This is a genomic window from Arthrobacter sp. NPDC056727 (assembly GCF_042790555.1).
Classification (GTDB): domain Bacteria; phylum Actinomycetota; class Actinomycetes; order Actinomycetales; family Micrococcaceae; genus Arthrobacter.
In genome coordinates, this window is the sequence record NZ_JBHTZA010000033.1 from 1 (window position 1) to 12,523 (window position 12,523).

A 12,523-nucleotide genomic window follows, 5' to 3' on the forward strand; every position below is an offset into this window, starting at 1 on the left:
GGCCAACCCTCAACCTAGACACCCCAGCCAACCGACTCACCCAGCTGCTACAAGCGGCATAAACCCACGCGTTGCACGCACCCATTGAATTTGCCCCCTTGGAAGTCGCGATATCTGTACAAAAACTCCAGTCCGGCGCGGGTGGTGGGCCGGGCGCGGGTGGGGATTAGCCGAGCTGCTTGGTGATCTCGGCGGCGCGGTCGGCCGCTGCGCGTGCGCCCGCGGCAATGATGGCCGGCATGCCGCGGTCATCGAACGTTGCGATGGCCCGCTCGGTGGTGCCGTTCGGGCTTGTCACGGCTTTGCGCAGGGCGGCCGGTTCGGCGCCGGGTTCGGCCAGCATGAAGCCCGCACCGGCCACGGTTTCGCGTGCCAACAGGAGCGCCAGCTCCTCGTCAAGGCCGAGCTCGACGCCGGCGGCGGCCATGGCCTCGGCCAGGTAGAACGCGTAGGCGGGGCCGGAACCGCTGATGGCGCCCAGCGCGTCCACCTGCTCCTCGGGAATTTCGACGACGGTTCCCACCGCACCGAGGATGTCTTTCGCCCGCTGGAGCTGCTCGGGCGAGCAGCTGGTGCCGGCAGACACGGAGACCACGCCGCGGCCCAGCTTCGCCGGGGTGTTGGGCATCGTCCGGATCACCGGCTGGCCTGCGGGCAGGGCGGCCTCGAGCTGGGCGATGGAGACCGCGGCGGCCACGCTGATGACAATCGCATCCGGGGAAAGGGAGCCGCTGATTTCCCGGGCCAGCTCGGCGATGCCAACCGGCTTCACGCCGAGAATCACGACTCCGGCAGCCTTGGCCGCCTGCTTGTTGTTGTCAGGCTCCTCGCTGCCGGCGATGGCCGTGATGCCGGCGTGGCGTTCGGCCAGCTCAGCCGCCCGCTCCGCACGCCGGACGGTGGCCACGATCTCCGTGGGGTCCGTGCCGCTCTCAAGGAGTCCGCCCAGAATGGCCTCGTTCATTGATCCACAGCCAAGGAATGCGATTCGGTTGCTCATTGGTCCATCATTGCAGTTCGTCGCTCCGGATGCAGACCGCGTCCATTCACAGGAAGCTCACATGTTGGCCGAAGCCTCCACACACCTTCGGCCCCTAACTTAGGTAGTACCTCATTGAGGGTGCGAGTGATGAAGCAAGCATGGGGATGCTTGTCAGGCACCGACGGTCTGCAGTGGTTTTGCCCATTTTTCTGCAGCAGGCCGTCGGTGTCTCTTGCTTTAAGCCCCGTTTCCGGCGGTTGACGGATTCCCAGCCGGTTTTCAGGTAAATCCCGCAGAACGCCCATACTCCCTCGCTAGAGTCGTAGACACCTCACAGGTGCGAGTGATGGAACCGGTCCTTCGGGACCGGAGCGGCGCCGGTCGGTTGCAGAAGTGATCCCCCCAGCTTCTTCTGCGTAACCGGCCGGCGCTTACTCGTTTAACGCGGGTGTGGCCGAACGGCAGCCAGGCCTAGCGGGCAGGCAGCGCCGAGGCCTGCTGGACGACGCCCACGTGCGGCGCGGGTTCCAGTGGGCCGTCGAACACCAGCTGGTCGAGCCGCCGGAGGATGAGGCCCTCGCGCAGGGCCCATGGGCAGATCTTGATTTTCTTGTACTCAAAAAGTTCCAGGGCAGCCTCGGCCACCAGCGCACCGGCGAGGAGCTGGTGGGCCCGGGCCTCGGAGACGCCCGGCAGGTGCAGCCGGTCCTCGGACTTCATCGCGGAAATCCGCTGCGCCCAGATGCCCAGGTCGGCGCGGTTCAGGTCGCGCTTAACGTACGGTCCTGCGGCGCTGGGGGCTGCCCCGGCGATCCTTGCGAGGGACCGGAAGGTCTTGGAGGTGCCGGCCAAGACGTTCGCCCTGCCCACCTCGTTGAAATTGCGGACCACCGGCTTGAGGGTGGCCCGGATGTAGCGGCGCAGTTCCTTGACGCTCTTCGCGGACGGCGGATCCTCATGCAGCCAGTCCCGGGTCAGCCGGCTCGCACCAAGCGGCACGGAGGTGGCCAGTTCGGGCAGTTCGTCCTGCCCCAGGGCCATTTCAAACGAGCCGCCGCCGATGTCGAAGTTCAGGACGGTACCGGCGCCCCAGCCATACCAGCGGCGGACGGCGAAGAACGTCATGGACGCTTCCTCGCTGCCCGTGAGCTCCTGCAGCGTCACAGTGGTTTCGTGCTTCACCCGCGCCAGCACCGCGGGGCCGTTGGTGGCCTCGCGGATGGCCGACGTACAGAAGGCCAGCAGGTCGTCTGCCTTGTGCCGTGCCGCAAATTCCCAGGCCTCCAGCACGAACTCCGTGAGCTCATGCTGGCCTTCGTCCGTAATATTGCCGTCCGCATCGAGGTACTGCACCAGCGACAGAGGCCGCTTGTGTGAGGCAAAGGGCACAGGCCGAGCGCCGGGGTGGGCATCCACCAGCAGGAGGTGGACGGTGTTGGAACCGATGTCGAGGACGCCTAGCCGCATCCTGCCATTATTCCTCCCGCCGGCGCGGCGGACGCAACCCGCCGCTTACATTGCGGGCGGTGCGGGGCTCGGCGCGCGGTCCCGCGCTGACCGCCAGACTGCGGACAGCCGCGCGAAGTTACTCGCCCTCGAGCCCGGCGGGGTTCGGGTCCACCTCGTCAGCGCGCTTGAAGTCGCGCTTGATGTTGGCGATGCCCTCGGGGTTGATCTCGAAGCCATACGCCGCACCGGGGTTGATGACCATGCCCAGCTCATCGCCGATGTTGGCGATGATCGCCGCGCCCTGCGTGCCCAGCACGTTCGGGGCGGCCTCAAGGTACTGTTCGTCCACGCGGCTGGGGTGCGAGAACACAGCGAGGACGGGCTGGCCGTCCGCATTGCCCAGCACGAGCGGCTCAACCTGGGAGTCCTCACCCTCGAGCGCGTCGGAGCTGATGATGTAGACCTCGTTGTTGAGGAACGACAGGATGACGTCCACCGGATCTGCGTCGGGCTGGCCGCCCCGGGCCAGCTTCTCCTCAAGGTCGTTCAGCGGCGTGGTGTCTGCAGGTTCCGGCTGTTCAGTCATGCATCTACTCGACCACGTTGCCGGGCGCGAAGCAATTCCGGCCCGGCCGTACCCGCTTACTTCTTCGCGGCAGCCTTCTTTGCCGGGGCCTTGCGCGTGGTGGTGCGCTTGACCGGACCCTTGGCCCGTTTTTCGGCAAGAAGTTCGACGGCGCGTTCCCGGGTCAGTTCCTCCAGCGAGGTGCTGCGGGGCACGGTGATGTTGGTGATCCCGTCGGTGATGTAGGGACCGAAGCGGCCCTCCTTCACCACGATGTTCTTCTCCGACACGGGGTCCGGACCGAATTCGGCCAGCGGGGGCACGGCCGCGCGGGCGCCGCGCTGCTTGGGCTGGGAGTAGATCTCCAGCGCCTGCTCCAGCGTGATGGTGAAGATTTCCTCTTCCGAGCCGATGGACCGCGAGTCCGTGCCCTTCTTCAGGTACGGGCCGAAGCGGCCGTTCTGCACCGTGATCGGGTTGCCCTCCGCGTCCTCGCCGAGCACCCGGGGAAGGCTCATGAGCTGCAGTGCCTCATCCAGGGAGACGGATTCCACGGTCATGGACTTGAACAGCGAGCCCGTGCGCGGCTTGGCCTTGACGGGCTTCTTCGGCGGCTTGGGCTTGCCGTTCTTGTAGTACTCCACGGGCAGGTTGGCCAACTGCTCCTCGGTCATCTCCGGGATGATCTCGGTGACGTAGGCGCCATACCGGCCGTTCTTGGCAACCACGGTGTGTCCGGTGTGCGGATCGGCACCCAGCACCCGTTCCTCGGGAGCCGCGGTTTCCATAAGCTCCACGGCTTTCGCGGCGGTGAGCTCGTCCGGGGCAAGGTCCTCCGGGACGTTGGCGCGGGCGGACTCCACCACTTCGCCGGTCTTGGGGTCCACCGTGGGCAGGGAACTCTCCAGGTACGGCCCGAACTTGCCGACGCGCAGCGTGATGCCGTCGGCGATGGGCACGGAGTTGATCTCGCGGGCGTCGATCTCACCCAGGTTGTTCACAATGCTCAGCAGGCCCGGATCGGAGTCCTCGCCGTAGTAGAAGTGCTTGAGCCAGGCGGCGCCCGCGGCCTGGCCGTTGGCGATCTTGTCCAGGTCGCCTTCCATGTCGGCCGTGAACTCGTAGTCCACATAGTCCGTGAAGTGCTGTTCGAGGAGCCGCACCACCGAGAAGGCGATCCAGCTCGGCACCAGGGCCGAGCCCTGCTTCCGCACGTAGCCGCGGTCCTGGATGGTGGAGATCGTGGAGGCGTAGGTGGACGGGCGTCCGATGCCCTTCTTTTCCAGTTCGGCCGTCAGGGACGCTTCCGTGTAGCGCGGCGGCGGCGAGGTCTCGTGGCCGACGGCGATGATGTCAGAGGCGGTCAGGCCGTCACCCTTCGCGACGTTCGGCAGGCGGCGGCCTTCGTCGGAGTCGTCGTCGCCGCGGCTTTCGTCCTTGCCTTCCTCGTAGGCGGCCAGGAAGCCGGGGAACGTGATGACCGTGCCGGAGGCGGAGAATTCGGCGTCGCGGCCGTCGGAGGCCACCGCGCCCAGGCGGATGGTGGCCGTGGAGCCCTTGGCGTCGCCCATCTGGGAGGCGACGGTGCGCTTCCAGATCAGTTCGTACAGGCGGAACTCGTCGCCGCTGAGCTGCTTGGCAACCTGCGCCGGGGTGCGGAAGGAGTCACCGGCGGGGCGGATGGCCTCGTGGGCCTCCTGCGCGTTGGCGGCCTTGCTGGTGTAGACGCGCGGCGACTGCGGCACGTATTCGGGGCCGTACAGCTCGGAGGCCTGGCGGCGGGCGGCCGTGACGGCCTCGTCGCTCAGCGCCGAGGAGTCCGTACGCATATAGGTGATGTAGCCGTTCTCGTACAGCCGCTGGGCGATCTGCATGGTGCTCTTGGACGAGAACCGCAGCTTGCGGCCGGCCTCCTGCTGCAGCGTGGAGGTGGTGAACGGCGCGGCGGGCCGGCGGGTGTACGGCTTGGTGTCCACCGAGCGGACGCGGAAATCGGCGTCCTGCAGGGCGGCGGCCAGGGAGGTGGCGAGTTCCTCGTTCAGGTGCGCCACATTGCGCGAGGTGAGTTCGCCGTCGTCGTTAAAATCCCGGCCGGTGGCGACCTTGTTGCCGTCAACGGCGGCAAGCTTGGCCTTGAAGGAGCCGGCGTCGGCGCCGAACTGCCCGGTCAGGTCCCAGTAGGAAGCGGACTTGAAGGCCATGCGCTCCCGTTCGCGGTCCACCACCATGCGGGTGACCACGGACTGCACGCGGCCGGCGGACAGTCCGCGCGCCACCTTGCGCCACAGCACCGGGGAGATTTCGTAGCCGTACAGGCGGTCCAGGATCCGGCGGGTTTCCTGGGCGTCCACCAGGGCGGCGTCGACGTCGCGCAGGTTGTCCATGGCCCGGTGGATGGCTTCCTTGGTGATTTCGCCGAACGTCATCCGGTACACGGGGACTTTCGGCTTCAGGACCTCCAGGAGGTGCCACGCGATGGCTTCGCCCTCGCGGTCCCCATCGGTTGCGAGATAGAGAGCGTCGGCGTCTTTGAGCTGGGCCTTGAGCTCGGCCACCTTTTTCTTCTTGTCCGGGGAGACGACGTAGTAGGGCTTGAAGTCATTTTCGACGTCGACGGCGAACTTGCCCAGGGAGGTTTTCTTCAGGTCCGCGGGGAGCTCGGACGGCTGCGGCAGGTCGCGGATGTGACCGATGGAGGCCTCAACGATGAAGCCCTCGCCCAGGTACTTGGCGATGGTCTTGCTCTTGGCCGGAGACTCCACAATCACGAGTTTCTTGCCGGTTTTGGCCTTGCTTGGCACAGTGCTCCTACAGAAAAAGGTTGCTCGGGCAGATCAGCCCATATTGGCCTAGTTCACCATATTTTGCAGAATTCTGCGCTGTCATGTGGAAAACGGTGGCCCCCGTCACGGCTCCGGCAGCGGGCGGTCGTCCGGAATCATGGACCACATGGTGGCGATCCGTTCGGCACCCGGCGGAATGCTGCCGGGATCCTCCAGTTCGTAGGTCCGGAGCAGCTCAAAGACCCTTTCCGTCAGCTCGCCGCGCTGCTCGGCCGTGAGGTAGAGGAGGTTGCTGGCGAGCAGCACAGCAGGCAGCGGCTCCGCGGACTCACCGCGTTGGCGTTGTTCGTCCCGGGCCCGGGCGTACGCGCTGGCGCGGCGGCGGAACGCATCCAGTTCTATGTCGATCACGGCAAAGTCCGGGCCGGCCACCGCACCGCCGGAGTTGATCGCAAAGTCCGTGCCGGCCGCCTTCCACCGGCGTTCCCGGGCATCGGCAGAGGCCTCGGCCGGGACCACGATGCCCCACTTCTGCAGCGCCCGCAGGTGATAGCTCATGGCGCTGGGGGTGAGCCCGGTCTGCTGCGCGAGTTCGGTCGCCGTCCGGCTGGACTGCGTGGAGTACAGCTCGGAGATGACCTCCAGGCGGGCGGCATGGGCCAGGGCACGGATCGCCTTGGGGTCGGTGATTTCCACCTTCTTTTCCGGCCGGGTCCGGCGCCGTGGCACGGGCCCGGCTTCGGGCCCCGGCGCGGCCGCCGATTCCGCCCCCGGCGCAGCCGTCCCAGCGCCGGCCGCAGGGGTTCCCGGCGGCTCCTGCGACGGCGTGTCAGTAGTCATTTCCTCAGTGTACGCAGCACGCGGAGGCTCTGAAAGAAATGCTTGATATCCACTTCTCCGGGCCGGCTGGCTTGCCCCGGAAATACTAAGCATGCTTTGCTTGCTTCCGTAAACAGACCTCCCGCAAGCAGTTCGCGGCGGGGCCGCCGGTGTTGGCGGTCCCGTGAAAAGCCCAAAGGACGACCATGATTACCCTCGACGAAGACGCTTTGATCCCGGCAGCGCAGCCCGCCGGCCTGCCGACGGACACGAGCCCGGAAACGGGCGCAGCCGACGCCTCGCTGCTGGCGACAACCGGCGCTCCACGGCACTGCCGCCGGCCCATGAAGCGGCTGGACCAGGAGTTCTCCCTGGAAATGGCCATCAGGGTGGACGGCCAGCGCCTGATCCGCTCCGTGAAGGCCGTCGGTGCCGCCGACGCCGTGACCTTCCGCTGCATGTGCGGCTTCACCATCGACGTTCCTGCTCCCGGGATGAACCGCGCCCTGGTTAACTAACTCCCTGACTGGCAGCGCTTCCTTCTTAACTGACAGCATCCCCGCGTTCCCAGCGCGAACGTACAGTTGTGGCCCCGGATCCGCAGGGATTTGGGGCCACAACTGTACGTTCGCGCTCCGCGTTCGGGTCGGTCCCGATCAGTCCGGAGAAACCGGCAGCAGGAATCCGTCCCGGACCAGGTTGGCCACTTCGGCGAGCAGTCCGCTGCGGAAGGCGTCGCCGTCGAACCCGTCCGCCCCGCCCAGCAGTGCCTCAAGGGCGCCGATGATCTGCCCGGCGGTCAGGTCGCCGTCGCACGCGGAGACAAAGCCGGCAAGTTCGGTGCTCAGCAGGTTGGTGCGGCGCAGACCGGCGCCCTGGCGCAGCAAAATGACGCCGGGGTGTTCCGCGCCCGGGCGCTGGTGGCGCTCCTCGGTGACGTCCTCGGCCACGAGCAGGTGCGCGGCGGAGACGTCGTGGTCCGCCAGCCAGTCGGTCCGTTCAACGGCTGCCCCCAGGTGCGGGCCCACAGGCTGCTCGATCGGGTACGTGATCTCCTCGAACCGGTGGATCCGCCGCTCACCCACGGGCCGCCGCAGGAAAACCATGCCGAAGCCGATCCCGCCGACATTCCGCGACGCGAAGTCGGCCAGGTACGCGGCGTAGGCCTCCTGGTAGTGGCGGCGGTCCCGGGTTTCGGAGGCATCCTGCAGCCAGGTCTCGGCGTACTGTTCCGGCCCCACCTGTTCGCGCTGGATAAACCACGCGTCGGTGTCCGGACCGGTCCAGCTTTGCGGCCGCCCGTCCCAGGCCGAGCCCTCCGGGATCTCCCAGTTGCCCAGAAGCTGGGCTGTTCCGCCCGGGGCGAGCGCACCAGGCAGCGCACGGATGAGCGACGCGACGATTTCGTCCCCCGGCAGGCCGCCGTCGCGGTAGGTGAACTGGTCGGCTGCGGCCTCACCGGCGGTGCGCGGCGTAATGACGAAGGGCGGATTGGACACCACAAGGTCGAACGCCTCACCGGCAACAGGCTCCAGGAGCGATCCCAGCCGCAGGCTCACCCGCTCGTCAGGTTGCGCCGGATCAATGTCCAGCGCCGCGGCATTGAGCAGGAGGTTGAAGCGCGTGAAGGCGAGGGCCCGCTCCGAGATGTCCGTGGCGGTGACGTGGCTTGCGTGCTGCAGAAGGTGGAAGGTCTGGATGCCGCAGCCGGTGCCCAAGTCCAGCGCTTTTCCGGCAGGCCGGCGGATGGTGCACTGGACGAGCGTGGTGGACGCCTGCCCGATCCCGAGCACATGGTCGTGCCGGAGCACGCCGGGCCGCTGGTGCGCGGCGAGGTCGCTGGCCACCCAGATTTCAACGCCGCCGTCCCCGCTGGAGTCCCAGCCGTAGGGCCGCAGGTCCGCTTCGGCGGCCACCTGGGTGCCCGCAATTTTCGCCAGTCCAAGAGCCACCAGGCCTTCCGCACGGGTCTGCGGCAGGGCGGCGTCGAGCACGTCCGCTTCCTGCGGAACGGCCAAAAGCCAGAAACGCACGACGGCGGCCAGCGCCGCGGTGCGCGGCTCACCGGCGGCTGCCGCTTCAGTCACGATCAGAGCAGGGATGAGCTGGTCCCGGCTCAGCGCAGCGTACGCCGAGTCCCCCAGCAGTTCCGCCACGCCCTCCAGGGTGTAGCCCACCTCGCGGAGGTCCGCGCCCAGCGCCCGCAGGAGCTCGGGCTGGTCGCTGCGCGGTGCGTCGGGAGTGTTGCCGGTGGTGAAGTGCGTTGGTTCGGTCACCGGCCAAGTCTATTTCCCAGCCGAGCCGCTGTGCCGCAGTAGTGTGGCGCCTCCTTACTGTCAGCGCCTGCAGCTACAGTTGGGCCATGCTCGGAACCCAGGCTGTGGCGGCCGATCCGGATTGGCTGCGGTACGCGGCGGCGTTCGCCCCGCTGCTGGCGGCCGTCATTGCCGGGTGGATCGCCTGGCGCACGCTCGCCCAGCGGCGTCAGGCGGACCGGCGGGACCAGTGGTGGAAGCGGACGCAGTGGGCCATCGACCTTGCCATGGACCGCGACTTCAGCAGGGCAGTTGTGGGGCTGGTCGCGCTGAAGCACCTGGCGGCCAGCGATCTGTGCACGGACGAGGACTACGAGTTGCTGGACAAGATCGGCGGCGCCAAAATCGATGCCCTGACCCTGTCCGGGGAGAGCGCCCGGCGCGCCGCTCCGGAACCGCAGCTCCAGGACCACAAGACCGTCGGACCGGGCGCCCCACAGACAGCCGTGCCGCCTGGCGCGGCGGCACGGGCCACGGCCATTCCCGTCACTCTGGAGTCACGCGGCGAGCGCGTGCTGGCGGCCTCCGCAGGCATGGCCAGGGTACTGACCGAGGCAGACAGACTTGCCTCTTTCGTGGTGTGGCAGCGGAGCAGGAGGAGGGGAATGGAATCCGGCAGCACCCCAAACGGGTAAGTTTGAAGTCATGGCTGAACGTTGTCCCTTGATCTCCCGTGCCCCGGTGGTTTCCCGTGCCCTGGGAGCGGCGGCGTCCGCCGCCATGATTGTGGCAGTCACTGCCTGCTCCCCCGTGGTTTCGGTCGAAAATGCCGATGTCCCCCACTGGCGGTCCACCGCGCTGCCCTCCGACAACCAGGCGGTGCTGCAGGACGCCGGCAAGATCCTCAACCGGAACAGGATCGTCCAGGCGGCGGCCAGCGTCCCGGCTGGCGCCTACACACTCACCATCACCTGCGACGGCGGGGGCAAGGCGTTCTTCGCGGTGACGCTCGCCGGCAAGGAACTGACGGAGGCCGGGGCGGCCTGCAACGGCAGCCGCGAAACCGCGAGGATCACCGTACCGAAGGCTGGACGGATGGAGATCAGCGCCTCCAGCGTGGACGCCCCGCTCCTCTACGCCTACCACCTGGTTCCCGAGCGCTAAATCGGCCGGGTTGCCATCTGTACCGGCGCCCCCGGCAGGCTTAAAGTCGGGGTATGCCCACGGTGCGGATGGCCTCCGTTCATCGTTACTTGGGGCGGGCGCGACGCACGCTTTGGCTGCGGGCGCCGGCAGCCGCCGTCGTACTTTTCCTTGTGCTGGTTGCCGCCGTCCTGGGCGGCTGTGAATACAGCTACGACGACGGAAGGGGCGAACTTCCTGACGCCGCCCCGGTGGTAACGGATCCCGTGCTGCCGCGCGACCCGCTGGAGAACGTGCCGGTGTCAGGCGAGGAGCTGACCGAATGGGCGAAGGAAGTCCTGCCCGACGCTGAGGGACAGGTCTTCCACACAAGCTACGGAACCGTGTCCAGGGGCCGCACCAAGACCGAATCCACGAAGCAGCTGCCGGGCGGCACGTACTCCCTCACCCTCGCCTGCCGGAGTGAGCGCCGGGTGGCATTCACCATCCGCGACGCCGAGTTCGCCCTGGTGGACCTGAGTCTCCGGTGCGGCACGTCCCGCGTCAACGTGGTGCACGTGTCCAAGGACTCCGTGCTGCGGGTGACGGTCGAGGCGCGCGCAGACGCCAATTTCGCCTACCGGATCAGCCGGATCTGACGTGGGGTGCTGACGCGTCCGGGACCAGCCGCCCCTTATTCAGGCGGCGCGGCCGTCCGTCGCGCTCATGCGGCGCAGCCGTCCGGGCAGCGCAGGGTCTCGGGGCGGGACGCGCACTCTGCGCAGTACAGGGTGAGCGTGCGGCAGCTGGGGTTCGAGCAGTTCTCGAACTTGCTCGTAGGCGCCTGGCACCGGACGCATTCGCCGATGGTTTTGGCGTCCTCGCTGAATTCGAGGTGCATGCGCTTGTCGAAGACGTACAGGGATCCTTCCCAGAGGCCCCGGTCCTTGAACTTTTCCCCGTAGCGGACGATGCCGCCGTCCAGCTGGTACACCTCTTTGAAGCCGCGGTTCACCATGAGGCTGGACAGCACTTCGCAGCGGATGCCGCCTGTGCAGTAGGTGACCACCGGCTGGTCCTTGAGGTGGTCGTACTTGCCGGAGTCGAGTTCCGTGATGAAGTCGTGGGTAGTGGCGACGTCAGGGACAACCGCGTCCTTGAACTTGCCGATCTGTGCTTCGAACGCGTTGCGGCCGTCGAAGAACACGACGTCCTGGCCGCTGGCCTTCCTGGCGTCGACGAGTTCGTGCAGTTCCTCGGGCAGCAGGTGCGTTCCGCCCCCCACGACGCCGTTCTGGTCCACCTTCAGCTCGCCGGGAGCGCCGAACGAAACAATCTCATCGCGGACCTTGACGCTCAGGCGTGGGAAGTCCTCCGCCCCGCCGTCGGACCATTTGACGTCGATGCCGTGGAAGCCCTTGTATTCACGGGTGGTTTTCACGTACTGCTTGACGGCCCCGATCTCGCCGCCGACGGTCGCGTTGATGCCGTCCTTGGAGATGAGGATGCGCCCGGTCAGGCCCAGCTTTTCGCACAGGGCGCGCTGCCAGAGCCGGACAGCGTCCGGGTCTGCGATGGGAGTAAAGCCGTAAAAGAGCACGATTCGGTTCAAAGCCACGTATTTAAGGGTACTGGCTGGCCGCCGCGGAAGGGGTCGGGGCCGGGGAAGAGCCCCCTATCACGATTGCATAAGCAAGACCCAAAGCTCTGTTGCTTATGACAGCGCTGGAATACCCTCATCACATGACGCCAGAAGCCATGGTTGGAGACATCACTCATCTGCTTGAAGTCTGGGTGGCCGGTTGGGCTGGTTGCCGCGGCTATGAGACGCGAACCGAGGGACGGTTCCCGGCCGCCCTGCGCGCGGACACGACCGGGGACTGGGAATACTTTGCGTCCGATCCCACGGACGCCGAGTTCGCTGCCCTGGCGGCAAAGACTGCCGAGGCGCCCAAACGGGTCCTGACCATACTGACCAATGATGTGGGACGCTACAAGCTCTTGGCCGAGCAGCACAACCTGAACACCACCTCAGCGTCCCAGACGATGATGGTCGTGGACATGGAGACCCAGGACTCTGAGGACCCGTGGCTATCCGATGACGACCTGTCCCTGAAAACGTGGGAGTCCGATGGAGTCCATTTCGCCGAGGTGCGCTCGGGCGACACCCTGGCAGTGAGCGGCCGCGTGATCGTCATTAATGGCACCGCGGTGTTCGACAAGATCGTGACCGAGCCCTCCTTCCAGCGCCGGGGCCTGGGCAGCTTCATCATGAAGGCGCTGGCGGCGCAGGCGTTTTCGCATGATGTGGAAGACGGCCTCCTGCTGGCCTCCCTGGACGGACAGAAGCTGTATTCACACCTGGGCTGGTCCTCGGTGTGCCACGTGCTGATGCTCTCCGCCTCCGATGAGGGCGCGGACCTGTCCGTGGTCTGACCCGTCCGCGCCTTCCTTTCGGGTCCGGGCCCCCGGCCGGCTGTTCTGGACTGTTCGTCATTCTGTGCTGTTCCCTGTCGCTGTCCTGCACTGTTCGCTGTCCTGTCCCTGT

Annotated in this window: 12 protein-coding genes; 5 read left to right on the forward strand and 7 right to left on the reverse strand. The window is 66.9% G+C overall.

Annotation, left to right across the window (positions count from 1 at the left end):
• Positions 1 to 166: 166 nt before the first annotated feature.
• The 5 genes from proC to ACFRAH_RS22185 form a co-directional block, all read right to left on the reverse strand.
• Positions 167 to 1,000, reverse strand: a complete 834-nt coding sequence (gene proC / locus ACFRAH_RS22165; protein ID WP_377993061.1) for a pyrroline-5-carboxylate reductase — start codon at positions 998 to 1,000, stop codon at positions 167 to 169.
• A 453-nt stretch (positions 1,001 to 1,453) separates the two neighbouring features.
• Positions 1,454 to 2,449, reverse strand: a complete 996-nt coding sequence (locus ACFRAH_RS22170) for a Ppx/GppA phosphatase family protein (RefSeq protein ID WP_377993062.1) — start codon at positions 2,447 to 2,449, stop codon at positions 1,454 to 1,456.
• Between the two features lie 118 nt (positions 2,450 to 2,567).
• Positions 2,568 to 3,017 (reverse strand): SseB family protein, encoded by a 450-nt coding sequence (locus tag ACFRAH_RS22175; RefSeq protein WP_377993063.1) that lies wholly within the window; start codon positions 3,015 to 3,017, stop codon positions 2,568 to 2,570.
• 56 nt (positions 3,018 to 3,073) lie between these two features.
• The gene (gene topA, locus ACFRAH_RS22180; RefSeq protein ID WP_377993064.1) at positions 3,074 to 5,797 is read right to left on the reverse strand and encodes a type I DNA topoisomerase; all 2,724 of its coding nucleotides are present in this window, start codon (positions 5,795 to 5,797) and stop codon (positions 3,074 to 3,076) included.
• A gap of 105 nt (positions 5,798 to 5,902) precedes the next feature.
• Positions 5,903 to 6,619 (reverse strand): ArsR/SmtB family transcription factor, encoded by a 717-nt coding sequence (locus tag ACFRAH_RS22185; RefSeq protein ID WP_377993065.1) that lies wholly within the window; start codon positions 6,617 to 6,619, stop codon positions 5,903 to 5,905.
• Positions 6,620 to 6,804: 185 nt separating this feature from the next.
• Between ACFRAH_RS22185 and ACFRAH_RS22190 the strand changes: the two genes are divergently transcribed.
• Positions 6,805 to 7,116 carry a hypothetical protein gene (locus tag ACFRAH_RS22190; protein ID WP_377993066.1) on the forward strand — a complete coding sequence of 104 codons (312 nt, stop codon included), beginning with the start codon at positions 6,805 to 6,807 and terminating at the stop codon, positions 7,114 to 7,116.
• Positions 7,117 to 7,254: 138 nt separating this feature from the next.
• Here the strand turns inward: ACFRAH_RS22190 and ACFRAH_RS22195 are convergent, their stop codons facing one another.
• The gene (locus ACFRAH_RS22195) at positions 7,255 to 8,874 is read right to left on the reverse strand and encodes a methyltransferase (RefSeq protein ID WP_377993067.1); all 1,620 of its coding nucleotides are present in this window, start codon (positions 8,872 to 8,874) and stop codon (positions 7,255 to 7,257) included.
• Positions 8,875 to 8,960: 86 nt separating this feature from the next.
• Here ACFRAH_RS22195 and ACFRAH_RS22200 point away from each other — a divergent pair, with 86 nt between their 5' ends.
• The 3 genes from ACFRAH_RS22200 to ACFRAH_RS22210 are packed head-to-tail and all read left to right on the forward strand — an operon-like array spanning position 8,961 to position 10,634.
• Positions 8,961 to 9,548, forward strand: a complete 588-nt coding sequence (locus tag ACFRAH_RS22200) for a hypothetical protein (RefSeq protein ID WP_377993068.1) — start codon at positions 8,961 to 8,963, stop codon at positions 9,546 to 9,548.
• Between the two features lie 10 nt (positions 9,549 to 9,558).
• A complete protein-coding gene (locus ACFRAH_RS22205) occupies positions 9,559 to 10,017 on the forward strand; it encodes a hypothetical protein (RefSeq protein WP_377993069.1) in 459 nt (152 codons plus the stop codon).
• A gap of 53 nt (positions 10,018 to 10,070) precedes the next feature.
• A complete protein-coding gene (locus tag ACFRAH_RS22210) occupies positions 10,071 to 10,634 on the forward strand; it encodes a hypothetical protein (protein ID WP_377993070.1) in 564 nt (187 codons plus the stop codon).
• Positions 10,635 to 10,699: 65 nt separating this feature from the next.
• Here ACFRAH_RS22210 and ACFRAH_RS22215 read toward each other — a convergent pair whose 3' ends face one another.
• Positions 10,700 to 11,593: a rhodanese-related sulfurtransferase gene (locus ACFRAH_RS22215; protein WP_377993071.1), complete on the reverse strand. Its 894-nt coding sequence runs from the start codon at positions 11,591 to 11,593 to the stop codon at positions 10,700 to 10,702.
• A 125-nt stretch (positions 11,594 to 11,718) separates the two neighbouring features.
• Here ACFRAH_RS22215 and ACFRAH_RS22220 point away from each other — a divergent pair, with 125 nt between their 5' ends.
• Positions 11,719 to 12,411 carry a GNAT family N-acetyltransferase gene (locus ACFRAH_RS22220; protein WP_377993072.1) on the forward strand — a complete coding sequence of 231 codons (693 nt, stop codon included), beginning with the start codon at positions 11,719 to 11,721 and terminating at the stop codon, positions 12,409 to 12,411.
• Positions 12,412 to 12,523: the final 112 nt, after the last annotated feature.

Bases quoted from the DNA above. Each gene is read 5' to 3' on its own strand.
- ACFRAH_RS22175 (WP_377993063.1), bottom strand. From the start codon at position 3,017: ATGACTGAACAGCCGGAACCTGCAGACACCACGCCGCTGAACGACCTT.
- ACFRAH_RS22170 (WP_377993062.1), bottom strand. From the start codon at position 2,449: ATGCGGCTAGGCGTCCTCGACATCGGTTCCAACACCGTCCACCTCCTG.
- ACFRAH_RS22205 (WP_377993069.1), top strand. From the start codon at position 9,559: ATGGCTGAACGTTGTCCCTTGATCTCCCGTGCCCCGGTGGTTTCCCGT.
- ACFRAH_RS22210 (WP_377993070.1), top strand. From the start codon at position 10,071: ATGCCCACGGTGCGGATGGCCTCCGTTCATCGTTACTTGGGGCGGGCG.
- ACFRAH_RS22200 (WP_377993068.1), top strand. From the start codon at position 8,961: ATGCTCGGAACCCAGGCTGTGGCGGCCGATCCGGATTGGCTGCGGTAC.
- ACFRAH_RS22220 (WP_377993072.1), top strand. From the start codon at position 11,719: ATGACGCCAGAAGCCATGGTTGGAGACATCACTCATCTGCTTGAAGTC.
- ACFRAH_RS22185 (WP_377993065.1), bottom strand. From the start codon at position 6,619: ATGACTACTGACACGCCGTCGCAGGAGCCGCCGGGAACCCCTGCGGCC.
- ACFRAH_RS22190 (WP_377993066.1), top strand. From the start codon at position 6,805: ATGATTACCCTCGACGAAGACGCTTTGATCCCGGCAGCGCAGCCCGCC.
- proC (WP_377993061.1), bottom strand. From the start codon at position 1,000: ATGAGCAACCGAATCGCATTCCTTGGCTGTGGATCAATGAACGAGGCC.